This window comes from Pseudomonas sp. JL23, assembly GCF_056933585.1.
Genome location: NZ_CM167795.1, coordinates 1,180,511 through 1,205,222 on the forward strand (window position 1 = coordinate 1,180,511; position 24,712 = coordinate 1,205,222).

General features: G+C 59.5%; 21 protein-coding genes. 11 read left to right on the top strand and 10 right to left on the bottom strand.

Annotated elements, in window-relative coordinates:
• The first annotated feature begins 74 nt into the window (after positions 1 to 74).
• The 6 genes from AC1Z24_RS05590 to AC1Z24_RS05615 all read left to right on the top strand — a co-directional run bounded on the left by AC1Z24_RS05590 (position 75) and on the right by AC1Z24_RS05615 (position 7,400).
• Complete coding sequence (locus AC1Z24_RS05590; protein ID WP_483744857.1) at positions 75 to 1,721, top strand: 5-guanidino-2-oxopentanoate decarboxylase; 1,647 nt, start codon at positions 75 to 77, stop codon at positions 1,719 to 1,721.
• A complete protein-coding gene (locus AC1Z24_RS05595; protein WP_483744858.1) occupies positions 1,715 to 3,178 on the top strand; it encodes an aldehyde dehydrogenase family protein in 1,464 nt (487 codons plus the stop codon). Before AC1Z24_RS05590 ends, AC1Z24_RS05595 begins: the two co-directional genes overlap by 7 nt.
• Before the next feature lie 214 nt (positions 3,179 to 3,392).
• Positions 3,393 to 4,496, top strand: coding sequence for an ABC transporter substrate-binding protein (locus tag AC1Z24_RS05600; protein ID WP_483744859.1), 1,104 nt, complete (start codon positions 3,393 to 3,395; stop codon positions 4,494 to 4,496).
• A 72-nt stretch (positions 4,497 to 4,568) separates the two neighbouring features.
• Positions 4,569 to 5,441: an ABC transporter permease gene (locus AC1Z24_RS05605; RefSeq protein ID WP_483744860.1), complete on the top strand. Its 873-nt coding sequence runs from the start codon at positions 4,569 to 4,571 to the stop codon at positions 5,439 to 5,441.
• A gap of 56 nt (positions 5,442 to 5,497) precedes the next feature.
• Complete coding sequence (locus tag AC1Z24_RS05610) at positions 5,498 to 6,331, top strand: ABC transporter permease (RefSeq protein ID WP_483744861.1); 834 nt, start codon at positions 5,498 to 5,500, stop codon at positions 6,329 to 6,331.
• A 13-nt stretch (positions 6,332 to 6,344) separates the two neighbouring features.
• A complete protein-coding gene (locus AC1Z24_RS05615; RefSeq protein ID WP_483744862.1) occupies positions 6,345 to 7,400 on the top strand; it encodes an ABC transporter ATP-binding protein in 1,056 nt (351 codons plus the stop codon).
• 133 nt (positions 7,401 to 7,533) lie between these two features.
• On the opposite strand, the gene AC1Z24_RS05620 is transcribed toward AC1Z24_RS05615, so the two are convergent.
• On the bottom strand, positions 7,534 to 8,481 hold the full coding sequence (locus tag AC1Z24_RS05620) for an AraC family transcriptional regulator (RefSeq protein ID WP_483744863.1): 948 nt from the start codon (positions 8,479 to 8,481) through the stop codon (positions 7,534 to 7,536).
• A 310-nt stretch (positions 8,482 to 8,791) separates the two neighbouring features.
• On the opposite strand from AC1Z24_RS05620, the gene AC1Z24_RS05625 reads away from it, so the two are divergent.
• Complete coding sequence (locus AC1Z24_RS05625) at positions 8,792 to 9,124, top strand: antibiotic biosynthesis monooxygenase family protein (RefSeq protein ID WP_483744864.1); 333 nt, start codon at positions 8,792 to 8,794, stop codon at positions 9,122 to 9,124.
• Between the two features lie 45 nt (positions 9,125 to 9,169).
• The gene (locus tag AC1Z24_RS05630; RefSeq protein WP_483744865.1) at positions 9,170 to 9,412 is read left to right on the top strand and encodes a hypothetical protein; all 243 of its coding nucleotides are present in this window, start codon (positions 9,170 to 9,172) and stop codon (positions 9,410 to 9,412) included.
• A 118-nt stretch (positions 9,413 to 9,530) separates the two neighbouring features.
• Here AC1Z24_RS05630 and AC1Z24_RS05635 read toward each other — a convergent pair whose 3' ends face one another.
• From AC1Z24_RS05635 to bglX, 6 genes are all read right to left on the bottom strand, one after another.
• Entirely contained in the window at positions 9,531 to 10,154 is a 624-nt protein-coding gene (locus AC1Z24_RS05635) for a flavin reductase family protein (protein ID WP_483744866.1), read from the bottom strand.
• Between the two features lie 129 nt (positions 10,155 to 10,283).
• Positions 10,284 to 10,793, bottom strand: coding sequence for a hypothetical protein (locus AC1Z24_RS05640; protein WP_483744867.1), 510 nt, complete (start codon positions 10,791 to 10,793; stop codon positions 10,284 to 10,286).
• 299 nt (positions 10,794 to 11,092) lie between these two features.
• On the bottom strand, positions 11,093 to 12,421 hold the full coding sequence (locus AC1Z24_RS05645) for an MFS transporter (RefSeq protein WP_483746536.1): 1,329 nt from the start codon (positions 12,419 to 12,421) through the stop codon (positions 11,093 to 11,095).
• Positions 12,422 to 12,708: 287 nt separating this feature from the next.
• Entirely contained in the window at positions 12,709 to 14,031 is a 1,323-nt protein-coding gene (locus AC1Z24_RS05650) for a sigma-54-dependent transcriptional regulator (RefSeq protein ID WP_483744868.1), read from the bottom strand.
• A complete protein-coding gene (locus AC1Z24_RS05655) occupies positions 14,028 to 15,797 on the bottom strand; it encodes a sensor histidine kinase (protein ID WP_483744869.1) in 1,770 nt (589 codons plus the stop codon). The genes AC1Z24_RS05650 and AC1Z24_RS05655 overlap by 4 nt, the downstream gene beginning before the upstream one ends.
• Before the next feature lie 179 nt (positions 15,798 to 15,976).
• On the bottom strand, positions 15,977 to 18,277 hold the full coding sequence (gene bglX / locus AC1Z24_RS05660; RefSeq protein WP_483744870.1) for a beta-glucosidase BglX: 2,301 nt from the start codon (positions 18,275 to 18,277) through the stop codon (positions 15,977 to 15,979).
• A gap of 266 nt (positions 18,278 to 18,543) precedes the next feature.
• On the opposite strand from bglX, the gene AC1Z24_RS05665 reads away from it, so the two are divergent.
• Positions 18,544 to 19,167 (top strand): LemA family protein, encoded by a 624-nt coding sequence (locus tag AC1Z24_RS05665; RefSeq protein WP_483744871.1) that lies wholly within the window; start codon positions 18,544 to 18,546, stop codon positions 19,165 to 19,167.
• 54 nt (positions 19,168 to 19,221) lie between these two features.
• Here AC1Z24_RS05665 and AC1Z24_RS05670 read toward each other — a convergent pair whose 3' ends face one another.
• Positions 19,222 to 20,232, bottom strand: a complete 1,011-nt coding sequence (locus AC1Z24_RS05670) for an alpha-xenorhabdolysin family binary toxin subunit B (protein ID WP_483744872.1) — start codon at positions 20,230 to 20,232, stop codon at positions 19,222 to 19,224.
• 9 nt (positions 20,233 to 20,241) lie between these two features.
• Positions 20,242 to 21,453 (bottom strand): alpha-xenorhabdolysin family binary toxin subunit A, encoded by a 1,212-nt coding sequence (locus AC1Z24_RS05675; RefSeq protein WP_483744873.1) that lies wholly within the window; start codon positions 21,451 to 21,453, stop codon positions 20,242 to 20,244.
• Positions 21,454 to 21,758: 305 nt separating this feature from the next.
• Between AC1Z24_RS05675 and AC1Z24_RS05680 the strand changes: the two genes are divergently transcribed.
• Entirely contained in the window at positions 21,759 to 22,988 is a 1,230-nt protein-coding gene (locus AC1Z24_RS05680; protein ID WP_483744874.1) for a class I SAM-dependent methyltransferase, read from the top strand.
• Here the strand turns inward: AC1Z24_RS05680 and AC1Z24_RS05685 are convergent.
• Positions 22,985 to 23,881 (bottom strand): DMT family transporter, encoded by an 897-nt coding sequence (locus AC1Z24_RS05685; RefSeq protein ID WP_483744875.1) that lies wholly within the window; start codon positions 23,879 to 23,881, stop codon positions 22,985 to 22,987. The genes AC1Z24_RS05680 and AC1Z24_RS05685 overlap by 4 nt on opposite strands.
• Before the next feature lie 264 nt (positions 23,882 to 24,145).
• On the opposite strand from AC1Z24_RS05685, the gene AC1Z24_RS05690 reads away from it, so the two are divergent.
• Positions 24,146 to 24,661, top strand: a complete 516-nt coding sequence (locus AC1Z24_RS05690; RefSeq protein WP_483744876.1) for a hypothetical protein — start codon at positions 24,146 to 24,148, stop codon at positions 24,659 to 24,661.
• Positions 24,662 to 24,712: the final 51 nt, after the last annotated feature.

Below are 24,712 nucleotides of genomic sequence, written 5' to 3' on the forward strand. Positions count from 1 at the left end.
ACATTTTTTACGTTGTCACAGATATGTGGGCACTGTCCAATTAGCCCATACGGAATCGATCAAGGATTTGCAAAATGGCAACGTGCGGTGAAGTGCTGGTCAAGTTACTGGAAGGCTATGGCGTCGAGCAGGTATTCGGCATTCCCGGCGTGCATACCGTGGAGCTGTATCGCGGCCTGGCCAGCTCGACGATCAACCACGTTACTCCGCGCCATGAGCAGGGCGCCGGTTTCATGGCCGACGGCTATGCCCGTACCCGTGGCAAGCCGGGGGTATGTTTCATCATTACCGGCCCTGGCATGACCAACATCACCACCGCCATGGGCCAGGCCTATGCCGACTCGATCCCGATGCTGGTGATTTCCAGCGTGCAATCGCGCAGCCAACTGGGCGGCGGGCGCGGCAAGTTGCATGAGCTGCCTTCCCAGGGCGCCTTGGTGGCCGGGGTTGCGGCGTTTTCCCACACGCTGATGTCCGCTGCCGAGCTGCCCGCCGTGCTGGCCCGGGCTTTTGCCGTGTTCCAGGCCGGGCGGCCGCGCCCGGTGCATATCGAAATTCCGCTGGACGTTCTGGTGGAAAACGCCGACGCCTTGCTCGACAGCCAGCCGGTCAGTATTTCGCCTGCCGGTGCCGCGCCGGCCGCCATTGCGCAGATGGCCCGCCTGCTGGCCACTGCCCAGCGTCCGCTGATCCTTGCCGGTGGCGGCGCCATCGATGCTGCCCCGGCGTTGACCCGGCTGGCCGAACAACTGGATGCGCCGGTGGCCCTGACCATCAACGCCAAGGGCATGCTGGCGTCGCGCCATCCGCTGCTGATCGGCTCCACTCAATCCCTGGTGCCGACCCGGGCATTGGTGGCGGACGCCGATGTGGTCCTGGCCATTGGCACTGAGCTGGCGGAAACCGACTACGACATCACTTTTGCCGGTGGCTTCGAGATTCCCGGCACCCTGCTGCGCATCGATATCGACCCCGATCAGACCGTGCGCAATTACCCGCCGAAAGTCGCCCTGGTCTCCGATTCGACTCTCGCCGCCGAGGCGCTGCTGGCAGCGCTGGCCGGGCAGAGCCTGGCGCCGCGACGCGATGACTGGGGCCATAAACGCGCCGCCAGCCTGCGGGCGATCAATGAAGCGTCCTGGGACGAGCCGATGCTTGGCCAGACCGCTTTCCTGCAAACAGTCCTCGACGTGCTGCCGGAGGTGGTGCTGGTCGGCGATTCAACTCAGCCGGTGTACTCAGGCAACCTGACCCTGAACCTCGACCAACCACGGCGCTGGTTCAACTCATCCACCGGCTACGGCACCCTGGGTTATGCCCTGCCTGCCGCTATCGGGGCCTGGCTCGGTGCGGTGGATGCCGGTCAACGCAAGCCGGTGGCCTGCCTGATTGGCGATGGCGGCCTGCAATTTACCCTGCCGGAACTGGCCAGCGCCGTGGAAGCGCGCACGCCGGTCATCGTCCTGCTGTGGAATAACCAGGGCTACGAAGAGATCAAGAAATACATGGTCAACCGCGCCATCGAACCCGTGGGCGTGGATATCTACACCCCGGACTTTATCGGTATTGCCAAGTCCTTCGGCTGCGCCACAGCTACCGCGAACTCTGCCGAATCACTCAAGGCCGCACTGTTGGCCGCCAATGAACATCAGGGTCCGACCCTGATCGAGATCGACCAGCACAACTGGATGGCGTCCTGGCGCGAGGCTGCAGCATGTTGAGTGGTGCGGCATTGATGCCGCAAATCCTGCCGGGCCTGTATATCGACGGGCATTGGCAGTCGGGGGACGAACTGCTCAGCGCGATCAATCCGGCCACAGAAATCTGCCTGGCCCAGGTGGCCAGCGGCGATGCCGAAGCGGTGGACAAGGCGGTGCAGGCCGCGCGCAGTGCGTTTGCCGAGTGGGCACAAACCAGCGGCGCGCAACGGGCCAAAGTCCTGCGCGCCATTGCTCTTGGCGTAGCCGAGCGCCGTGAGCGCCTGATGCAGCTGCAATCGAGCAACAGCGGTAAACCGCTCAGCGAAGCAGCCATCGATGTCGATGATGTGATCGCCACCTTCGAGTATTACGCCGGTCTCGCTGAAGCGTTGGACGGCCAACAAGACCAGGCGCTGGTCTTGCCCAGTGATGATTTTGCCGCGCGTATCCGCCGTGAACCCTGCGGCGTGGTTGGCTTGATCGTGCCGTGGAATTTCCCCATGGTCACCACGGCCTGGAAACTGGCACCGGCCCTGGCCGCGGGTTGCTGCGTGGTACTCAAGCCTTCGGAAGTCACGCCGCTGCCGGAGCTGGAACTGGCGGCAATCATTGCCGAAAGCGGTCTGCCCAAGGGCGTGTTCAATCTGGTCTGCGGCACGGGGAGTGCGGTCGGTGCCGCGGTGTCCGGGCATCCTGGGCTGGCGAAGATTTCTTTCACCGGCAGCAATGCCGTGGGCGTGCAGGTCATGCAGCGGGCAGCGGAAACGGTGAAGGGCGTGAGCCTGGAACTGGGCGGCAAATCCGCGCTGATCGTGCTTGAGGACGTCGATCTCGACCTGGCTGTGGACCTGGCCAGTGGCGGCGGCTTTTTCAATGCCGGGCAGATGTGTTCGGCGACCAGTCGGGTGTTGGTTGCCGATCCTCTGTTCGATGAGTTCCTCCAGCGCCTGACGCAAAAGGCCGAGACAGTGAGGGTCGGTAATCCGCTGGAGGACGGCACCGAGATGGGTCCCCTGGCGAGCCAGGCGCAATACCTGCGTGTCATGGCCCATATCGATGCCGGGAAAAAGGCCGGTGCGCGCCTGCTGTGTGGTGGCGAGCGGCCTGTTGAACGCACGGTCGGTTATTTTTTACGGCCTGCGGTCTTCACCGATGTGCCCCTCGATAGTGCGCTGTGGCGGGAGGAGATTTTCGGCCCGGTGTTATGCGTGCGCCGTTTCATTGACGAGAGCGAGGCAATTGCCCTGGCCAACGACAGTGAATTCGGCCTGGTGGCCAGTGTGGTCGGGCGCGATGCCGAGGCCACCGAGCGGGTCGCCAATGCCTTGCAGGCAGGACTGGTGTGGATCAACGCGCCTCAAGTGATCTTCCCCCAGGCGGCGTGGGGCGGCTACAAACAGAGCAGTCTCGGACGTGAGTTGGGGCCTTGGGGGCTGGCGGCTTTCCAGGAACTCAAGCACGTCATTCGCTCGGTCTGACTGACCGAAAATGGTCCTTGCGTGCCTCGTCCGAAGGCATGCATGCGGCACATGGCTTCAATGACTTTTTTTCGATTGTTGAGGGTGGCCCGTCATCGCAGGATGACCCCGCCGCCAACGCGCTGTTCCCGGATTACCGGGCTGGCGGCCACACGACCGCGCCATCGCAGAGGCGATGCCCTCAACATGCAGCAGCAAAAACATGGAGTCCTGAATGGGCCAGCATGATCTGAACAGAAGGCAGTTCATCAAGTCAGTGGGCGTCGCTTCGGTGGCGGCCGCAACGATGTCGATGCCCTTTATCCGGGCCAACGCCAGCGACACCCAATTCCAGGGCAAGACCCTGCGCCTGCTGACCTGGTCCGATGACACGGGCTTGGCTGCATTACGCAATATCGCCGCGACCTTCGAAGCCAAGACCGGCGCCAAGGTCATTGCCGACCGCACCGGCAGCACCTCGGAAATGGTCGCCAAGCTCAAGGCCGGTGGCGACCGTCCGCAGTACGACATCATCACCCTGGCCGGTGTCGGCGCCGAGGGCCTGGCGGCTGCCGGGCTGCTGGAAAAGCCGGACCTGAACCGCATCCCCAATATCATCGATGTCCCGGAGAAATACCGCACCGGCGCCAACGGCCACGGCATCGGTTACCTGCTCTGGTGCAACAGCCTGATCTACAGCACGCGCACGGTCAAAGAAGCGCCGACCAGCTACGCCGCGCTGTGGGACAAGGACATGGCGCCGAATATCTTCCTGCCGCCACCGAACTGGACCGAGGCCATGGACCTGATCATCATCGCCGCGAAACTGGCCGGTGGTGACGAGCACAATATCGAGCCGGGCTTCAAGAAGCTGGCCGAGCTGAAGGACCGTGTGGTGACCCTGGGCGAAAACCCCAATCAGATTGCCGAGTTGTTCCGCACCGGCTCTCTGGATATGGGCGGCCTGTATGCGCCGGCGTTCTTCCCCAACCAGATCCGCGACCCGGCTTACGGCCTGGGTGCGACCTTCGGCATGAAAGAAGGCTTCTACACCGACCTGATGCAGTCGGTCATGCCCAAGCATCGCCCCGGCGACACCGACCTGGCCTACGCCTTCCTCAATCACTCCCTGGACCCGCTGGTGCAGGGCAAGATGGCCGAAGACATCTACAACGGCCCGGTCAACGCCAAGGCGATCATTTCTGCCGAAGCGCGCAAGAGCCCGTACATCCTCACGCCCGAGCAGATTGCCGACAAGGCGATCATGCACGACAACGCCTTCCTGGCGACGGTGCATGAGCAGTGGATTCGCCGTTACACCGAGATTTTCTCTTCCTGATGATCCCGTAATCACCCGTGGGTGTGACCGTTGAAGCGGTCGTGCCCACGGGCTTCTGTGTTGAGATGACCTATGACTACATCCTCCCCGAAGCGCTCATCCCTGACCCTGCGGGCCTGGCTGTTCCTGACGCCGTCGATGTTGTTTCTCGCCGTGCTGATCACGGCCAGCCTGTTGGTGTTGCGCATGAGTGTCGGCACCAAGGGCGCGGAATGGAGCGGTTTCAGCCTGGCCAGTTATGCCCAGTTGCTGGAACCCTATTATTTGAAATCGCTGCTGCTGACGCTGCGTCTGGCGCTGATCAGTGCGGTGATTGCCGTGGTCCTGGCGATCCCGGTGGGCTACACCATGGCACGTCTGCAATCGCCATTACTGCGCAGGATTTTCCTCGCTGCCGTGCTGCTGCCACTGCTGGTCAACCTGCTGCTGCAAAGCTACGGCTGGCTGGTGATCCTGGGACCTGCCGGCATGCTCAATCAGGCACTCAAGGGCCTGGGCCTGATTACCCGGCCGGTGATGATGCTCTACAACGAAAACGGCGTGCTGATGGGACTGGTGCAGACCGCGTTCCCCCTTGCCGTGCTGCCCATTGCCAGCGCAATGCGCGGCGTGTCGCGCAGCTACGAAGAGGCCGCCGCGACCCTGGGTGCCAGTCGTTTCCAGGTGTTCCGGCAGGTGATCCTGCCCATGAGCCTGCCGGGCATTATCACCGGCGCGACCCTGGTATTTGCCTACAACGCCAGCAGCTTTGTCGTGCCCTTGCTGCTGGGCGGGCGTCGCGTGCCGATGCTGGCGGTGATGGTGCATGACCAGATCGCCCCGCTGATGAACTGGCCGGCGGCGTCGGCGGCGGGGGTGGTGCTGATCATCACGACTTTGTTGATCATGAGCTTGTCGGAATTGTTCACCGGGCGTCGTCGGCGGCGGTTGGAGGCTTCGCAATGAAAAATCCTCAGATACCTGCCGAACCTGTGGGAACCCTGTCAGCCAGAGGTGGCCTTATGAAAACCCGCATGCTCCTGCCCGGCGAAACCGGACGCTTTGCCTCGACCCTGTCCTGGCTCATTCTGCTGCTGGCGGTGATGCCGATCCTGACCATGATCGTCATGTCCTTCAGCGGCGCATCCAACCTCGACTTCCCGCCAGCCAGCTACAGCCTCAAGTGGTATCAGGCGGCCTGGCACACCTTTGTTTCGCCGGATTCCAGCGACGTACTCAGCCTCTGCAAGGCCCTGGGCACCAGCCTGTGGGTGTCCTGTCTTACCATGATTCTCGCCACTCTGGTGGCGGTGCCGGCGTCTTATGCCTTGACCCGTTGCGAGTTCCGCGGCAAGGCGGTGGCGCTGCAACTCATGTCGCTGCCACTCGTCTTTCCCATGGTCGTGCTGGGCCTGGCGCTGCTGCTGGTCTTTGACAGCCTGCCGTTCCATATGGACGTATCGCGTCTGGTGATCGCCCATGTGATTCTGGCGTTGCCCTTCGTGGTGAAGAACTGCACGGCGGCCATGGTTTCCATCGGCAGCGAAGTCGAAGAGGCCGCGCAAATGCTCGGCGCCTCGCCGACACGGGCGATTGTCGATGTGGTGGTGCCGTTGATGAAGTCGGGGATTCTGGCCGGGATGCTGCTGGCCTTTATCGTCTCGTTCAACGAATTCACCGTGACCTACTTCCTTTACAACATCGATGTGATGACTGTGCCGATCTGGATGTACAGCCGCACGGTGTCCTCCCTCGACCCTACTGTTTTTTCCTTTGCCGTACTGATCGTGCTGATCGATTTCGCACTGATCTGGGCGCTGGAAAAACTGGTGGGCGAGGGCGGGGTTTCTTTCTGATCCGGGGTGCAAGATGACAGGCTTGATTCTGCAAAACGTCGAAAAATACTACGGCTCGGCTTGTGCGGTGACAGACGTCAACCTGCACCTGCCGGCCGGCAAACTGGTGTGCTTTCTTGGCCCGTCGGGCTGCGGCAAGACCACCTTGCTGCGCATGATCGCCGGGCTGGAAAGCCTGAGCAGCGGCGAGATTCTGCTCGATGGCGAGGACGTCAGCCACACCCCGGCCCATGAGCGCAATTTCGGCATGGTGTTTCAGTCCCTGGCGCTGTTCCCGCACATGACCGTAGGCGAGAACATTGCCTACCCTCTCAAACTGCGCGGCGTGAGTAAGGCCGGGCAACAGGACCGTGTCGTTGAGCTGCTGGAACTGATCCAGTTGCAACAGATGCTCGACCGGCCGGTGGCCAAGCTGTCAGGCGGCCAGCGCCAGCGCGTGGCGATTGCCCGGGCCATTGCTGCACACCCGAAACTGCTGTTGCTCGATGAGCCGTTGTCGGCCCTGGATGCCAAGTTGCGTGAGTCGATGCAGGTGGAAATTCGTCAGCTGCAACAGCGTCTGAACATCACCACCATCCTCGTCACCCACGACCAGCGTGAAGCCATGACCATGGCTGATATCGTCGTCGTGTTGGGTGAGCATCGGGTGCAGCAGGTGGGCACGCCCATCGAGATCTATCGCAACCCGGCCAACGAATTCGTCGCTGACTTTATTGGCTCGGGCAATATCTTTGCGGCGGTCGCCCTTGGCAATGGTCAGGTCGGCTTGCCCGGTGGCGGGACCCTGGAGGTGCCAGGCAGCGGACCGTTGGTGGCGGGGGCGGCGATCAAGATGCTGGTGCGCCCCGAGGACGTGCAGCTGTCGCCGCATCAGGCACCAGAGGGCAATCGCCTGGCAGGCACCGTGACGTTTATTCGCGATATCGGCGCGACCGTTGAAACCACGGTGGAGTGCGGCGGCGTTTCGCTGATCTCCCTGACTACACCGAGCCAGGGCTTTGGCCTGGGCGTCGGGCATCCGGTGTCGATTACCTTGCCGGCCGAGGCGTGTCGGGTGTTGGGCGCCTGAGGCTGTCAGGAGCGCTAAATGTGGGGCCGGCTTCAGCCGGGAAGGCAATGGTTCTGACGACATGAATCTATCGACTTCACCGGCCTATTCCCGGCTAAAGCCGGTCCCACAAAAGCCAGCAACAAACTTCGGTTCAGACTTGTTGACGCAACCGCGCCAGATCCCGCAACGGCGGCGCGCCAAACAACCGGCTGTACTCGCGGCTGAACTGGGACGGGCTTTCATAGCCGACCCGGTAACCCGCCGCTGCCGCTTCCAGCCCATCGTTGAGCATCAGCCGCCGGGCTTCCTGCAGGCGCAGCTGTTTCTGATACTGTAACGGGCTGATGCCGGTAACCGCCTTGAAGCGGTGGTGCAGGGTGGACACGCTCAGGTTCACTTCCCGGGCCATATCGTCGATGCGCAGGGGCTGTTCATAGTTGCTGTTCAGCCACTTGATCGCCTGGGTGACACGATGGGTCTGGCAGTTACTGATCGCACTTTCATACAGCCGATATCCCTGTTTCCCACGCATCAGGCGATAGAGAATTTCGCGGCGGATCAGCGGGGCCAGCATGGGAATGTCTTTCGGTGTATCGAGCAGGCGCACCAGGCGTAACACCGCATCCAGCAGTTGCGTGTCGATCTTGTCGGTGTACAGGCCGCGCTCACTGGGCCGTGGGCGCATCGGTACGCTCATCGGGCCGGCTTCGGCGATCAGGGCATTTATTTCCGCCGGGTCGATATCCAGGCGCAGGGCCAGGTTGGGGCGCTCTTCACTGGCGTTGACGATCTTGCCACGCACAGGCATTTCCACCGACACCACCAGGTAATTCAGCGGATCGTAAGTGTAGGACTCGTCGGCAAGCTGCACTTCCTTGCTGCCTTGGGCCAGGATGCACAAGGCCGGCCGGGTCAGGGACGGGAACGAATGCACGGGCTCGTTATAGCGCACCAGAAACAGCGGGGCGATCACGCTCTGGTAGGAACCGTTGCGCGGTGCATAGCGGTCGATCAGCGCCGCCAGCTCGGCACGCTGTCGCTCGATATCGGAACAGAACTGTTCGCGTGACTGTTGCTGTGCTCCGTCCAGTTGCGACATGCCGTGAGTACCTCTGCTGCTGAGCGATGCCATGAAGGTTATTCGAGGCGGGCGGCAAGTGTTAGGCCGATTCTGTCGAATCCTTGCCTGATCCTGTCGGCAGTGCGGTCATCCGGCAGGAACCAACAATCAACCTATACCTATCCGCGCCAATACAGGCGTTATCGTGAATCGTGACCGTGCAACCACGCGCAGGATTAGGCAAGAACCTCGCAGGAACTGGCTAACGCCATATTCCCTCAGGCCTTAATCTCTGTTCCCGTAGCCGCATCGCGACATTTCTTACGCGGCTTACCAAGGAGCGCAGATCATGGCTTTATTCACCCCTGTCAGTCATCTCGTCTTTGTCCGTTCCATGGCCGGTCGCAGCAGCGAGTTGGGCCAGCGTTTACAGACCTTGATCAAGCCGTCCCTCAGCGCCCCGGGTTGCCTGCGCTTTGCCTTGCAGCAATCCATGCAGGATGCGGACTTATGGTCGATCTCCGGTTCCTGGAGCAGCGAACAGGCGATGAATGCCTGGTTTGCCTCGCTGGAATTGCAGGTGTTTTCCGCGCTGGTGCATGAAATGATCGTGCGCAGTCTGGACTTCCACACCTTCGCCGCAGCAGGTGATACCGCGATGGAGCAGCTGTGCGTGGCCTGAGTGGTAGAATCCCGGGCTTTCAATGCCCAGCAGGATCAATGACCCATGGCACGCAGAGAGTTCGACGAGTTTGAAGCCGTTTCCGCAATGGTTCCGAGCCCAGAAGGCTATGACGCCGCAATCGCTGTAAAACCCCTTCACTTCGCCGGTTCACCGACCTTTCACAAAGTATTGGCCGGGCAGAAATTCAAGACCGCACTTGAGGCCGACCAGGCCGCAAATCAGGAATTGGCACGGCTGATCGGTGTGGATGCCGATGGGCAGTTGGTGTTTCCTGCCAGTAATTGATCACGCATAGTGGGACCGGCTTTAGCCGGGAAAGCGTCAGTACAGCCACCCCATCTCTGTGTCTGAAATACCGCCTTCCCGGCTGAAGCCGGTCCCACAATATTGCATCGATTCAGAATCAGGCCTTGGGCCGGAACATCCTGAACAGCGATTCCGGCCCCAGCTGGAAGTAATCCGCCGGGCCACCGCCACGCAGGATCGGCTCGGCCGCAGCCGTGTCGTAGATACCGTCCTTGAGCAACGCCTTGGCGATATGCACCGCCACCACTTCCCCCAGGATCAACCAGGTTGGCACGACTTCTTTGTCAGCACGTTGCAGCTGAATGATCTGGGTGACCTTGCATTCAAACGACACCGGGGTTTCCAGTACGCGCGGCACGGCTACTACTTTCGAGGCCATCGGCGTCAGACCGGCCAACTCAAACTCATTGATATTGGCCGCCACCGGTGCGCAGCTCTGGTTCATGGCATCGGCCAGGGAGCGGGTGGCCAGGTTCCAGACGAACTCACCGGTCTGCTCGATATTGTTCAGGCTGTCCTTGCGGCCAATGCTGCTGAAACCAATGATCGGCGGGACGTAATTGAAGGCGGTGAAGAAGCTGTAAGGCGCCAGATTCAGCTGGCCTTCGGCGCTTTGCGAAGAGATCCAGCCGATGGGCCGCGGGCCGACGATGGCGTTGAACGGATCGTGGGGCAGGCCGTGGCCTTTGGCGGGTTCATAGAAGTGAATATCGTCTGACATGCGAACGTCCTGATGGCTACAGCTCAAAGCGCAATAGTGCTGGGGCTGGTCGGGAATTTCCAGAGTTTCACGACGCCATAAACGACCAAACCCGGCCATGGGCCGGGTTTGACAGGTGTCGCTGAACGATCAGCTTACGCGGTTTGCACCGACGCGATCAGCGCCATCAGCAGCCAGACGATTGGCACCGATATGGTCAGCACCATCAGCGGCTTGACGATTTGCGCCTACACGGTCAGCGCCGTCAGCAGCTAGACGGTTGGCGCCGATGTGGTCAGCACCATCAGCAGCTTGACGATTTGCGCCTACGCGATCAGCACCATCAGCGGCCAGACGATTGGCACCGATGTGGTCAGCACCATCAGCGGCTTGACGATTAGCACCGACACGGTCAGCACCATCAGCGGCCAGACGATTGGCACCGATGTGGTCAGCGCCATCAGCGGCTTGACGATTAGCACCGACGCGGTCAGCGCCGTCAGCAGCCAGACTTGCAGCGCCTACGTGGTCAACATCAAGCGAAACGTGACGAGCGTTGGTGTGAGCCGAGCCGCCTTCAGCGACTACGGTTGGCAGAGCGAATGCGCTCGATGCCAGAAGAGAGAAGGCAAGACCGAAGATCAGTTTGTTGGTTTTCATGGTAGTTACTCCACCGCTAGAAATATGTTTGTCGCTAGGTATGGAGTGAATGTTACGCGCCCACGGATTAAGCAGAAGTTAATAAGGTTGCTAACGATCATCGCTGAAAATGATAGTTCTCTACAGGGCCCGGATTTCGGGCGCCTTATTCGTTCTTGTTCTGCTTTGGTGCGTTTTTGTTTATATGTGAGGTTTTTTTCAGTTGACATATTTTCTATGATATGCACTTTTCCAAAAAAAAACGCCAGTCAACAGAGTTGGCTGGCGTTTTTTGCACCACGATGAATCGCGGTTTTTGCCTAGTTGGTATCGATGCGCGAGTGCTTACGGGTGTCCTTCATGAACACGTACACCAGCAGCGAGCAGGCGATGCAGGCCGTGACGTACCAGTAGTAGCCGGTCTCGATCCCTGCTTCCTTGAACTTCAGGGCAATGAATTCCGCCGAGCCGCCGAAGATCGACACCGTCAGGGCATAGGGCAAACCTACGCCCAGGGCACGAATTTCTGTCGGGAACAGTTCGGCTTTAACCACGGCGTTGATCGAGGTATAGCCGCTGACAATGATCAGAGCGGCCATGATCAGGAAGAACGCGCCCCACCAACTCTGCACGGTGTGCAGCGCCGTCAGGATCGGCACGGTGCACAGGGTACCCAGTACACCAAAGGCGATCAGGATCGGACGACGGCCGATCTTGTCCGAGAGTGCGCCCACCACCGGTTGCAGCAGCATGAACAGGAACAGCGTGGCGGCGGAAATGCTGGTGGAGTCGGTGATGCTCATGCCGACGGTGTTCACCAGGTATTTCTGCATATAGGTGGTGTACGTATAGAAAGCCAGGGTGCCGCCCATGGTCAGGCCGACCACGGTCATCAGCTCTTTAGGGTGCTGAAGCAGGGTACGCATCAGGCTGGTCTTGGGCTTTTCCTTTTCCTGTTTACGGGTGAAGGACTCGGTCTCTTCCATGCCGCGACGCAGGAACAGCGCGATCACCGCACACAGGGCACCGATCACGAACGGGATACGCCAGCCCCAGGCATACAGCTCCTCAGTAGTGAGGAACTGTTGCAGTACGATCAGTACCGCCAGGGCGATGAGCTGACCGGAGATCAGGGTCACGTACTGGAAGCTGGAGTAGAAGCCGCGACGTTCCTTGGTCGCCATCTCGCTGAGATAAGTGGCCGAGGTGCCGTATTCGCCACCCACCGACAAACCTTGCATCAGGCGCGCCAGTACCAGCAGGATCGGCGCACCGACACCGATGGTTTCGTAGCTGGGAGTCAGGGCGATGACCAGCGAACCGAAGCACATCAGCAGTACCGATGCCATCAGCGCAGCCTTGCGGCCCTTGCGATCGGCATACAGGCCCATGAGCCAGCCACCTATCGGGCGCATCAGAAAGCCGACGGCAAAGATCGCTGCGGTGTTGAGCAATTGGGCGGTACTGTCGCCCTTGGGGAAGAAGGCTTTGGCGAAGTACAGGGAGAAGGCGGCGTAGACGTACCAGTCGTACCACTCGACCATGTTGCCGACCGAGCCGCTGAAAATGGATTTGATTCGGCTGGCAGTGGTTTTTTCAGCGGCAGGCGTGCCGACCGCTGCTGTCGGAAGAGTCTGTGAGGTATCCATCATGTTCCTTTCAATCATTGTTTTTAGAGTGGGCTGCTTCGAGGCAGCCTTGAAAGGGCTATAGCAGGAGCTGTGCCAGACCTGAAAGGCCCGGTTTAGAGGGGGTTTAGAGGTTTTGTAAGCGGGAATCCGCCTATCGCCAGCGACGTCGTGAGCGGAATGTCGCCGATGTCTTGCTGCTGGCGTGGGAGCGAGGCTTGCCCGCGAAGGCGGTGGTTCTGCCGCCAGACTTTTATCGGATGTAATGGCCTCTTCGCGGGCAAGCCACGCCCGCTGCTTGGCTGATATCAGGTAAACATCTCGCGCAACAACCCATGGCGCTGCATCTTCTCGTTCAAGGTGCGGCGTGGCAGCTGCAGTTCGTTGAGCACCGCCTTGATGTCGCCCTTGTGCCGGCTCAGGGCCGAGCGCAGGCAGTGGGCTTCGAAGGCTTCTTGCTGAGCGGCCAGGGATTGCCCGGCCTGGGGCAGATCGGCAACGGGGGTGCCGAGGCCGAGGATCTGGCGTTCGGCGGCGTTGGCCAGTTCCCGGACATTGCCGGGCCAGTCGCTGCCAAGCAGTTGTCCAAGTTGCTGGCCGCTCAGCTCTGGCACCGGTCGGCCCAGGCGTTCGGCGGCGGTGCGGGCGAAATGGCTGAACAGCAGGGGGATGTCTTCACGGCGCTCGCGCAAGGGCGGCAGGCGCAGTTCGGCGACGTTCAGGCGGTAGGCGAGGTCTTCGCGAAAGCGCCCGGCCCGGGCTTCTTCCAGCAGGTCGGGCTTGGTCGCGGCGATGATGCGCAGGTCTACCGTCAGGCTCTGGTTCGAGCCCAGACGTTCAAGGCGCTGGTCCTGCAGCACTCGCAATAGCTTGACCTGCTGGGCCAGGGGCATGCTTTCGATCTCATCGAGAAACAGGGTGCCGCCGCTGGCGTACTCCAGCTTACCGATGCGCCGTCCCTGGGCCCCGGTAAAGGCACCGCTTTCGTGACCGAACAACTCCGCCTCGAACAGTTGCTCAGGGATGGCTGCGCAGTTCAGGGCGACGAAGGGCTTGTCGGCGCGGGGGCCCATATCATGCAGGCAACGGGCGACCAGTTCCTTGCCGCTGCCGGTTTCGCCGCGGATCAACACATTGACCGGCAACTGCGACAAGTCCAGGACCTGGCGGCGCAGGGCCTGCAGGGCTGGAGATACGCCGAGCAGGGTGGCTTCGAGTTGAGTGCGGGTGTCGGCCTGTTCGTGCAGGCGACGGTTTTCCAGAACCAGTCGACGTTTTTCCAAAGCCCTGCGCAAATTGATGATCAGCGCTTCGGGGCCGAAGGGTTTTTCCAGGAAGTCATAGGCGCCATCACGCATGGCTTCCACAGCCATAGGTACGTCGCCGTGGCCGGTAAGCAGGATCAACGGCAGGTCGGCATCACGCGCCTGTACCTGGGCCAGCAGCTCCAGGCCGCTCATGCCCGGCATGCGCACATCGCTGAGGATCACGCCGGGGAAATGCTCCGGCAACTGTGCCAGACAATCCTCGGCGCGGCTGAAGACCTGCACGTCGAAACCGGACAGGCTCAGCCATTGCTCGACCGCTTCGCGAATCGGCGCTTCGTCGTCCACTACTATGACTGAGTTCACTGTGCAGGTTCCGCTTCCAGGGTGTCGTTGTGCAGGCTAAAGCAAAACACCGCGCCCAGGTCGTCATTCTCGACCGACAGGTGCCCGCCCAACTCATGAACGATGGCGTATGACACCGCCAGGCCAAGGCCCAGCCCTTCGCCCACCGGTTTGGTGGTGAAGAACGGATCGAATACTTGGCCCAGATGTTCCGGCGCAATACCGCCGCCACTGTCGCGCACGCTGATCTGCCAGCGCTCGGCCTGGGCTTCGATACGCACCTCAAGACGCTTGAGCGGTTTGTCGTGCATGGCGTCCAGGGCGTTGCGCAGCAGGTTGATCAGCACCTGTTCCAGGCGGATCGCATCGCCGCGGACCCAGGCCGGGCGAGCCAGATGCAATACGCAGGTGACGTCTTCATCGCGCAGGCGGGCATCGAGCAGCAGCATGGCCTGATCGACCACGGCGGCCAATTCCAGACGCTCGCGCAGGCCGCCGGGGCTTTTGCGGGCGAAGGTCTTGAGGTGTCCGGTCAGCCCGGCCATGCGCATCAGTTGCTGATCCAGGGCGCTCAAGGCCTTGTCGGCGGCATCGAGGCGGCCCTGTTGCAGCAGCAGGCGCAGGCTGGCCAGTTGCATGCGTTGGGCGGTCAAAGGCTGGTTGATTTCGTGGGCCAGGGCCGCAGACATCTGCCCCAGCGCCGCCAGCTTGGTCGATTGCACCAGACCGTCCTGGGCGGTTTTCAGCGCCTGGGTACGTTCCTCGACCAGACGTTCCAGCTCGTCACGACTGCGCTCGCGGATCCGCGCCAGGCGCCAGCGTTGATAAAGGAACAGCCCGAGGAACACCAGCGTCAGCCACACTCCCGCTGCGGCAAGCCCGGCATTGCGGGTTTCATCGTCAGCCAGGCGCGGCTTGCGCAACAGGTGCAGGGTCCAGTTTTCGGCGGCCAGAGGCAGCGACTGCCACAGGTAGTCGGTCTTGCCGTCCGGGCCGTCGACCCGGGTCAACTGGCCGTGTTCGCCGAACTCACGCAGGGTCTGGCGCGACAGGGGCTGCAGCGGGTGCTTGTCGTATTGCCGGGTGGCGGCCAGTTCGGCGCGATCGGTGGCCGAGATCGGCAGTAACTCCCGGTAATTCCAGCCGGGCTGGTTGGCCAGGAAGACAATGCCCTTGGCATCGCTGATCAGCAGCAGGTCGTTACTCTGCGCCCACTCGTGCTCAAGTTCGGGAAACTCCAGCTTGACCACCATGGCGCCAATGAACTGGTTGGCATTGTCCAGCACGGCGCTGGAAAGGAAATAACCAGGTATGCCACTGGTCACACCGACGGCATAAAAACGTCCGCTGCCCTTGGCCTGGGTTTGCAGAAAGTACGGGCGGAAGCCGTAGTTGTTTCCTACATAACTACTGGGTAGTTGCCAGTTGCTGGCGCCGATGGCCAGGCCATCCCGGTCGATCAGCTGCAGAGTGGATGAATGGGCGGCATCGTTGATGCGCTCCAGTTTCTGATTGAGCGCCAGTTGCTGTTCGGCATTGATCGGTGCGCTGACGGCATCACGCAGTTCCGGGTCCAGAGCCAGCACGGCGGGCAGGGCGCGGTAACGTTCAATCAGGGTGTGCAGGCTGTTGGCATACAGCGACAACTGCTGACCCGCCTGCGCGGCATCGTCGGCCAGGGCCTGCTGGCGTGCCTGCTGCATGGCTACGCCTGCGGCCAGCAGGGCGCCAGCCAGGATCAGCAGGGTATAGAGCGAGATGCGCAGGGGACGGGGGATCGACGGCATTGTCAGAGCGGACCTGAGGGCTCGTAGGTTGCTGTGGGACCGGCTTTAGCCGGGAAAGGGTCAGTACAGCCGCTGCATGTGCATGATCAGCAAAGACGTCTTCCCGGCTAAAGCCGGTCCCACATTAGTCCTGTGGTTGTCGCGCGACAGCGCCGTGTCAGGGGACACGGCGCAGACCGTTACAACAGATTGAAACTGGCCTTTTTCACCGTGGCCGAATCCAGGCCGATCATCACATCGAACGCGCCCGGCTCGGCAACCCGTTGCATCGCCTGGTTGTAGAACTTCAGATCGTCTTCGCTCAGGGTAAAGCTGACGACTTTCTCTTCACCCGGTTGCAGGGTGATCTTCTCGAAGTTCTTCAGTTGCTTGACCGGCTGGCTCACCGACGCGGCGACGTCGTGCAGGTACAGCTGAACCACGGTAGCACCGGCGACCTTGCCGGTGTTCTTGACCTTGACGCTGGCGGTCAGGTGGCCGGTGCGGGACATGTCCTTGGCCGACAGGCTGACGTCCGAAACGTCGAACTGGGTGTAGCTCAAGCCATAGCCGAACGGGAACAGCGGGCCGTTGGGCTCCTCGAAGTAGTGCGAGGTGTAGTTGCCGGGTTTGCCTTCGATGAAAGGGCGACCGGTGTTCAGGTGGTTGTAATAGACCGGCAGTTGCCCGATGGAACGCGGGAAAGACACGGCCAGCTTGCCGGACGGGTTGTAGTCGCCGAACAGCACGTCGGCTACGGCGTTGCCGCCTTCGGTGCCGGGGAACCAGGTTTCCAGCATGGCATCGGTGCCTGCCAGCTCATCACCCAGGACCAGCGGGCGACCGTTCATCAGTACCAGTACCACCGGTTTGCCGGTGGCTTTCAGGGCCTTGACCAGGTCCTGCTGACGGCCCGGCAGGTTCAGGGTCGAACGGCTGGCCGACTCATGGGACATGCCACGGGATTCACCGACCACGGCCACTACGACGTCAGCCTGCTGCGCAGTCTTCACGGCTTCGGCAATCATGTCGTCAGCAGAGCGCGGATCAACTTCGACTTCATGCTCGATGAAGTTCAGGTATTCGAGGGTTTCCGGGTTGTCGCTGACGTTGGCGCCGCGGGCATACAGCAGCTTGGCTTTGTCGCCGACGGCATTGGCCAGGCCTTCGAAGACAGTTACCGCTTGATCAGGCACACCACGGGCCGACCAGCTGCCGAGCATGTCCAGCTTGCTCTGGGCCAGGCTGCCGATCACGGCGATGGTGCCTTGTTTCTTCAATGGCAGGGTCTGGTTTTTGTTGGACAGCAGCACCAGGGTCTTGCGCGCGACGTCGCGGGCTTCTGCGCGATGCAGGCGGCTGTCGGCGGCAGTGTCGACCGGGTCCTGGGAGGCGACGCCGATGCGGCGGTATGGGTCGGCGAACAGGCCCATGTCCCACTTGGCGCCCAGTACTTCGCGCACGGCGCTGTCGATTTCCTGCATCGACACTTCGCCATCCTTGACCAGACCTGGCAGTTCGTTGCCGTAGGCCTGGTCATTCATGCTCAGGTCCACGCCGGCCTTGATCGCCAGCTTGGCCGCTTCGCGGTAGTCCTTGGCGACGCCGTGTTCAATCAGTTCCTTGATCGCACCGTGGTCACTGACGGTCACGCCCTTGAAGCCCCAGTCCTTGCGCAGCAGGTCCTGCAACAGCCAGGTGCTGGCGGTGGCAGGCACGCCATTGATGGAGTTCAGGGCGATCATCACGCCCCCGGCGCCGGCCTTGATCGAGGCGTGATACGGCGGCAGGTAATCCTGCTGCATGCGCAGCGGGCTCATGTCGACGCTGTTGTAGTCGCGACCGCCTTCGACGGCGCCATACAGGGCGAAGTGCTTGACCACTGCCATGAGGCTGTCGGGTGCGGCAAGGTTGTTGTTCTGGAAAGAGCGGGTCATGGTGTCAGCAATGCGCGAGACCAGGTAGGTGTCCTCGCCAAAGCCTTCGGAGCTGCGGCCCCAGCGCGCGTCACGGGAGATGTCGACCATTGGCGCGAAGGTCATGTCCAGGCTGTCGGAACTGGCCTCGATGGCGGAAATACGACCGGTCTTGGCAATCGCGTCCATGTCCCAGCTGGCCGCCATGCCCAGGGGAATCGGGAAAATAGTGCGGTGGCCGTGGATCACGTCATAAGCGAAGAACATCGGGATCTTCAGGCGGCTTTGTACGACAGCGGCGTCCTGCATCGGACGGTTTTCCCGGCGCACGACGGAGTTGAAGGTGCCGCCGATCCGGCCTGCGGCGATTTCCTTGAGAATCTTGGGCTGTGGCATCTCGGAACTGATACTGATCAGACGCAATTGGCCGATTTTCTCGTCGAGGGTCATTTGCTTCATCAGATTAGTGATAAAAGCGTTCTTGCCTTGCAACGTCGCAGCTGCGGTGCCGTTGGCATTGTTGTCGGCCAAAACCGACTGGCTGGCCAGGCTGACCAGAAGACCGAGTACACACAGTTTATTCATGAATGATTTTCTCAAGGCATAGGCCAGTAACTGACGTCGAATGCTGGACAGCCGATTATTAGGGTTAAACCTTTGGTATTTATTGTTGTTCCGGGTCGTTGGACCGCTGAACTCTTTATCCGTGCCAGGTTCTCAGCGCAGCGTGTTTTAGCCGATTGCGCGCCGGGTAGCCAGTGTTGGCGACGGATTATGCCGGGGATCTGTTGTTTTGGCTAAAGTGACGACGATCGGCAGATGTCAAAATGTAACGGGGAGAGAAATACAAGATGCAAATCCAACGCTGTGAACATTTCAGGGGCCGTCGTTATACCTGGGCCACCAGCCTGCTTATGCTGTTGAGTACCGTGCTGGCCGGGTGCGGGATCAACAACATCCCGACCTACGACGAGCAGGCCAAGGCGGCGTGGGCTCAGGTGCAGAACCAGTACCAGCGGCGCAGCGACCTGATCCCCAATCTGGTGGAAACGGTCAAGGCGTATGCGAAACAGGAACAGGAAACCCTGACTGCCGTGGTTCAGGCTCGGGCAAAGGCCACCTCGATCCAGATCGATGGCAATACCCTGAACAATCCTGAACAGCTCAAGCAGTTCCAGGAAGCCCAGAGCCAGTTGAGCGGTGCGTTGAGCCGGTTGATGGTGGTCTCGGAGCGTTATCCGGACCTGAAATCCAATCAGAACTTCCTCGCCCTGCAATCTCAGCTTGAAGGTACGGAAAATCGCATCAGCGTCGCCCGCCGCGACTTTATCGCCGCCGTGGCGCGCTATAACACGGAACTCCGCACCTTTCCCGGCAGCCTGTGGCATCGCATGATGTACAGCGATCTGCAACTGCGTCCTACCTTCGAGGCGACCAGTGCCGATGGGGATAAAGTGCCGCAGGTCAAGTTCTAAGGATTTGACAGGCGCCCGACTCCGGTCGGGCACCTGTGTAAGCGCAGACCGGTTTTACGGGATACGGCGGACGTCGAAGAACGAACTGACGTAGGTCTTGAGCTGCTTCAGGCTCTGGCTGAATGCCGGTGCCATTTGAGCCTCCAGATCGTGAGCGTCCAGGAAGTCATAGAGGGATCGATAAAGTTTGCGCGACTCTTGAACCCAGACATTTTTATTCTGCTCAACGCTGGCCAATGTCGTCAGCTCACCCAGATGGTCGGTAAGCTTCCTGACTTCTTTGCGCAGCTCCCGGGACTCGTTGAGCAGGTCGTTGTAGCGGGCTCGCAGTTTGTCGCGCTGCTCGGTCAGATCTCGGTAGGTCAGTGCGCTGTTCACCTTGCCGAGTATCTTGGCAAGCCTGTCCAGGCCCGCTTGTATCAGCGCTACATCTGGCGTTTTTGCTCCTAGCGCAACCAGTTCCTCGGCGGTCGGCACCAGGTCCTGCAGGTGGTCCAGAGTCGTGAGCTTCTCAAGGGCTGTTATCGTCTCATCCAGTGCACGTCGATCTTCAGTGACTTCGCTCAATCGCAGATTCAAATCGGTGTCGCGTTGGGTCAACGCATCTACCTGTCGCTGTAAGGTGGTGCGCAAGCTGCTGTCGGTGAGGTCCAGGTTGATCTGACTGAGATCGTCGGTGCTTCGGGCAATCGCCGTAGCGCTGCTTTCAATACTCGCAATCGCTCCAGCGACGATACGAGTGCGTTGGCCGTTCAGTAACTGCGTGGCCTGGTTTCTTTGCTCCTCGGTAAGCCTGCCATCGGCATCCACCCTTTGTTGCGCACTATCCACGTATGAAAGATCAGTGGTGTTCAATATCGTGAGGAGGCTGCTCAGCTTGTCTTTAAATACACTGTCTGCAGTACTGAAAACAAGTTGCAAACGAGGCAGTTTTTCTGCCATGACGGGTAGAAACTCTAGCTTCAGTGAGGTGGTGTGATTATTTAGTAACCTCTTTGTGGAGCTCATGACAGTCATGTCTGGAGGAATAAGTGTGAAGCGTGCTTGAGTGTCCGTTGTGTTCATTTCATATCCTTATGGTTGTTGGGTCTGCTCTAATTTATACTGGGCAATGGCGCTTTCGAATAAGCGTAGAAGTTCGTTTGTTATTCCTTTTATATTTTCCCATGGGTGGATGACATCCCTGAACTCAATGACAAACTCAAGCAGCGTTTTATCGTCGGTAATTTTCGCCAGAGTGTCAGCGGAGTTGCTGATGTATTTTCCCAGTACGGTCCACATATCTCGCAGGTTGGCCGAACTTTGTTCGGCGTCCTCCATGCGGAAATTCATATCCTCGAAATGAATTTCAAGGCTGCGCATCGCTGCGGCTAATGGAAGCTTTTTATTAAGTACCTCAGTTTTGGAGTTTTTTTCAGCGATCAGCTTGTTTTTGTCTTTACGGGCCTTCTCTGCCTGACTGCCAAATATTCCACCGGTAATGGCGACACCGATCGGGCCGCCGAAACCGCCCCAGGCAATATTGTTCTTTGCCTGGGAGAATTCTTTGGTTTTCTGGTTGATGGCCTCGGAGAGTTGCGCAATATCCTGTTCCAGTTCCTTTACTTGCTGATCGAGGTTGGCCTTGCTCGCCAACTCCGCTTTACGCTGCATGTCCGGTATAAGCCGCTCAGCCAGGGCCTTGGAGAATGTCGTTGTCTTGCTAACAAGTTCTTCGGTATTTTGCTGATAGGTGGCTATGGCCTTCGCCCTGTCGCTCAGAATACTCGAAAGTTTGGTCGCGATGGCCAGATCAGTACCTTTAAGTGGCGTTGGTTTCATGCCCTGAATGTTCTCCAGTGACAATGTACCGACCGTTAAATTTAACTGTTGATAGATGTCCATTCTGTCAATGATGTTGATAATACTTTTGCCCAGCGTTGTAAAGCTATGGGCAAATGAATCAATATCATGGCCTGTGTCTTTTATTCCTTTTTCAATGTCTGCCCAGGTACGGGCGTGATTGTTGATATCCTGGTAAACCAGCAGCATGTCTGCGGGCTCAAGCCCCGGAATATCGCTTTTTTTAAAACCAAGCGAATTCTCAAGCTGGCTGAGTGTAATGGGCAGGTTGAGACTGTGTTTTTCATAACGTTTGATCTTGATAATGTCTTCTTTGGTCAGAATCAGTGCTGAGTCACGACCGCCATTGCTTTTGTCCTCCATGGCAACCGTCAGGTACTCGAGGGGTTTTGTAGCGATTCGTATGTAGTCTTCTTGCTCGGCAGTTACATATTTTCTTTGCATGGTGTAGTACTTCCTGTACGTGAGAAATGTCCAAGTGTGTCGTTGTGCTGTGTGTTGGCGGTAAGTTGTTCGTGGGTGGCGAGATTTAATATAGTGATTATCTTGAGTATGACAACTTTGCTTTGTAGTCTGAGATTGAAGGGTATTCCGATTATTTGATGTGGGAGATTTCTTTCGGTCGGGTAGGGGAGGCTGCAGTCAGGGGCTTCCCCGGCAAATATTGGTGACCCGCAGTGTTGCTCAGGGCTTAGAATACCCGCCTGTCATTTTCTCTGTCCCCACCGGGACGCCAGAGGCACCTCGTCATGTCGGCCACACCCGATTCTGCTGTTCAGTCCGCGCCGGATCATCGTGCGCAATTTCTCGACCTGCTGGACACCAGTCTGTCGCAAAACGCCTTTATCAAGCTGGTGCTGGCCCGCTATGTCGGCACCGAGGCCGAACTGCAACGGCTGATCATCAAGCCGACCACCATCAAACAGCAGCCCTGCCTGTCCTTCGTGTATCGCTACAAGACCCGCGATATCACCAAAAACCTGCCCTTGGCCGAAGCCATGCAGATGATTGCCGGGCTGCTGCCGGAGTCGTTCAAGAACGCCCACTTGCTCTCTCTCACCGAAGAAGTGCAGCTGGAGTTCGGCAAGAAGGGCAAGAGCACGCTGTTCACCAGCAAGGCGCAGCAACTTCGCGAAGCGCCGTCGGCCGGGCATGATCGAGAGAAGAAACGCTATCTGGAACTGACCCGTCCGTTCCTGATCGACCTGGGCGTGACCAATAAACAGCATGAGCTGATTCCGGCGATGTCGCGCAAGTGGAAGCAGATCAACAAGTTCATCGAGGTGTTTTCCCACGCCCTGACGTCCTCGCCGTTGCAGCTGGATCAGCCGATCAAAGTGGCGGACTTCGGTTCGGGCAAGGGCTACCTGACCTTTGCCATCCATGACTACCTGCGCAACACCCTGAGCGCCGAAGGTCAGGTGACTGGTGTCGAACTGCGCGAAGACATGGTGACCCTGTGCAATGCCGCAGCCGCCCGACTTGAGCATCCGGGCCTGGATTTCCAGCACGGCGACGTGCGCAGCGTCGCGCCCAGCGCCCTCGACGTGATGATCGCCCTGCACGCCTGCGATATCGCCACCGATTACGCCATTCACATGGGCATTCGTTCCGGGGCGTCGATCATCATGTGCTCGCCGTGCTGCCACAAACAGATTCGCCTGCAGATCCAGAGCCCGAGCCTGTTGCGTCCGATGCTGCAATACGGCCTGCATATGGGCCAGCAGGCCGAGATGGTCACCGACAGCCTGCGCGCGTTATTGCTGGAAGCCTGTGGCTATGAAACCAAGGTTTTCGAGTTCATTTCGTTGGAGCACACCAACAAGAACAAGATGATCCTGGCGGTGAAACGCGCCGAGCCGGCCAAGCCTGCCGAGTTGCTGGCGCGGATCCAGGAGTTGAAAACCTTTTACGGCATTCAGGAGCAGTGTCTGGAAAGCCTGCTCCTGGCCGATGGATTTCTTGGCGACGCCGCTTAAATTGTCTGGCTGACCGGCTTGGGTGCAATGACCGTGGTCTTGCGCCCAAGAATCACGGTGATGATCACGCCCACGGCGAAGATCCAGGTGATGGGCTCGATATGTTCACCGAAGAACAGCCCTGAAAACGCCATGGTGAAGAAGATCTGCAGCAGTTGGACCTGGCTGACCCGGGAAATACCGCCCATGGCCAGCCCGGCGTACCAGGCAAAGAAACCGATGAACTGGGAGAACATCGCCACATAGGCGAAAGCCCACCAGGCGCCGCTGGAGATCGGGCCCTGATGCTGCGACGCCAGGTACAGCACCGGCCCCAGCAACAGCGGGGCAGACAGCACCAGTGCCCAGCAGATCACTTGCCAGCCGCCCAGTTCCTTGGCCAGGCGTCCGCCCTCGGCATAACCCAGGCCGCCGATGGCCACGGAAGCCACCATCAATAGGTCGCCGGTCTGAATGCTGCCCGCACCGCTGATCACCGCATAGCCCAGTACCAATGCACTGCCCAATGCCGCACAGGCCCAGAAGGCTTTTGACGGCCGTTCGTGGGACAGCCACGCCGCATAGATCGCCACGAACAGCGGTTGCAGCCCGTTGACCAGGGCGCCGTGGGAGGCGGGCAGGCTCTGCATGGCCCACGACGACAGTACCGGGAAGCCGATGATCACGCCGAGGATCACCAGGCACAGTCCTTTGAGTTGCGCCCGGTTCGGCCATTTTTCACGACGCCACAGTAATAGCGCCGCCGCTGGAACCGCCGCAAACAGGGCGCGGCCCAGGCCATTGAGCAAGGGGTTTACTTCATGCACGACGATGCGGGTCATGGGCAGGGTAAGGCTGAAGATCACTACGCCCAGCAGGCCCAGGACCATGCCGGTGTTTTCACGGGAAGACATGATTAAAGCTCGTTTTTTGTTATGTCAGAAAGAGGAACAAGGAATCTAGCCACAAAGCCTTGCCGGCTGAAATGACAGTTGCTGACAGAATCGTCCGTACAGTTTGTAAGAGCCTTCTTAAATATTTAATTGCCACCTCTAAATAGCGCGTTGGCGCGATATTCCGACATCTGTCGGGATGGGCAGCTGTGTGCCTGTCGGGCAGAGTTTTGCTGTTGTCCAGCAAATGTATTCAACCCGCCAGCCAAGGAGTTCAGGGTCAATATGCACAAGTTAACGGGAGCCGTACTGGCATTTTTCAGCCTCACTGCATGCACCGTCGCGCCGGTTGCACGGCATGATTATTCCAAGATGCAGCAGGATGTTTTTACCGATGTGGTCAAGGCGATTCGGGGTAATACGCGGCACCTGTCGAGCAACCTCAGCAAGGGCCGCGAGCTGTCCGAAGAGATCTTGCGGGGCAAACGTCGTGACGAGCTTGAAGCCTTGTTCCGTACCCCCGGCGGTAAGTGTCGAATGCTCGATACGGTCAATGTCATGAACTGTTCGGTGGAGCGCTGGTGGACCTATACCGATGTTCGATTAGTCGCCGAACGGGAGAGTATCTGTAAGCCGGGCATGGGTATTTTCTACACTTTCTATTTCGACGATGTCCGTCAACCCTCGGCACTCTTGTCGAAGTTCAACATGGATGTCCTGCATTACTCCCATTGTCCGGATGAGGCCACCCGTACAGGGGCGGGAGGGCCCCACGGCACGACGAGTCTGGTCATGCCCTGATTCGTTGCTCTGGATCAAGTCACTGTGCGGCTGCAACGCCGATGCTAGGAA

Excerpts from the sequence above, each read along its gene's own strand:
- AC1Z24_RS05590 (WP_483744857.1), top strand. The coding sequence starts at position 75 with ATGGCAACGTGCGGTGAAGTGCTGGTCAAGTTACTGGAAGGCTATGGC.
- AC1Z24_RS05595 (WP_483744858.1), top strand. The coding sequence starts at position 1,715 with ATGTTGAGTGGTGCGGCATTGATGCCGCAAATCCTGCCGGGCCTGTAT.
- AC1Z24_RS05600 (WP_483744859.1), top strand. The coding sequence starts at position 3,393 with ATGGGCCAGCATGATCTGAACAGAAGGCAGTTCATCAAGTCAGTGGGC.
- AC1Z24_RS05605 (WP_483744860.1), top strand. The coding sequence starts at position 4,569 with ATGACTACATCCTCCCCGAAGCGCTCATCCCTGACCCTGCGGGCCTGG.
- AC1Z24_RS05610 (WP_483744861.1), top strand. The coding sequence starts at position 5,498 with ATGAAAACCCGCATGCTCCTGCCCGGCGAAACCGGACGCTTTGCCTCG.
- AC1Z24_RS05615 (WP_483744862.1), top strand. The coding sequence starts at position 6,345 with ATGACAGGCTTGATTCTGCAAAACGTCGAAAAATACTACGGCTCGGCT.
- AC1Z24_RS05620 (WP_483744863.1), bottom strand. The coding sequence starts at position 8,481 with ATGTCGCAACTGGACGGAGCACAGCAACAGTCACGCGAACAGTTCTGT.
- AC1Z24_RS05625 (WP_483744864.1), top strand. The coding sequence starts at position 8,792 with ATGGCTTTATTCACCCCTGTCAGTCATCTCGTCTTTGTCCGTTCCATG.
- AC1Z24_RS05630 (WP_483744865.1), top strand. The coding sequence starts at position 9,170 with ATGGCACGCAGAGAGTTCGACGAGTTTGAAGCCGTTTCCGCAATGGTT.
- AC1Z24_RS05635 (WP_483744866.1), bottom strand. The coding sequence starts at position 10,154 with ATGTCAGACGATATTCACTTCTATGAACCCGCCAAAGGCCACGGCCTG.
- AC1Z24_RS05640 (WP_483744867.1), bottom strand. The coding sequence starts at position 10,793 with ATGAAAACCAACAAACTGATCTTCGGTCTTGCCTTCTCTCTTCTGGCA.
- AC1Z24_RS05645 (WP_483746536.1), bottom strand. The coding sequence starts at position 12,421 with ATGGATACCTCACAGACTCTTCCGACAGCAGCGGTCGGCACGCCTGCC.
- AC1Z24_RS05655 (WP_483744869.1), bottom strand. The coding sequence starts at position 15,797 with ATGCCGTCGATCCCCCGTCCCCTGCGCATCTCGCTCTATACCCTGCTG.
- bglX (WP_483744870.1), bottom strand. The coding sequence starts at position 18,277 with ATGAATAAACTGTGTGTACTCGGTCTTCTGGTCAGCCTGGCCAGCCAG.
- AC1Z24_RS05665 (WP_483744871.1), top strand. The coding sequence starts at position 18,544 with ATGCAAATCCAACGCTGTGAACATTTCAGGGGCCGTCGTTATACCTGG.
- AC1Z24_RS05670 (WP_483744872.1), bottom strand. The coding sequence starts at position 20,232 with ATGAACACAACGGACACTCAAGCACGCTTCACACTTATTCCTCCAGAC.
- AC1Z24_RS05675 (WP_483744873.1), bottom strand. The coding sequence starts at position 21,453 with ATGCAAAGAAAATATGTAACTGCCGAGCAAGAAGACTACATACGAATC.
- AC1Z24_RS05680 (WP_483744874.1), top strand. The coding sequence starts at position 21,759 with ATGTCGGCCACACCCGATTCTGCTGTTCAGTCCGCGCCGGATCATCGT.
- AC1Z24_RS05685 (WP_483744875.1), bottom strand. The coding sequence starts at position 23,881 with ATGTCTTCCCGTGAAAACACCGGCATGGTCCTGGGCCTGCTGGGCGTA.
- AC1Z24_RS05690 (WP_483744876.1), top strand. The coding sequence starts at position 24,146 with ATGCACAAGTTAACGGGAGCCGTACTGGCATTTTTCAGCCTCACTGCA.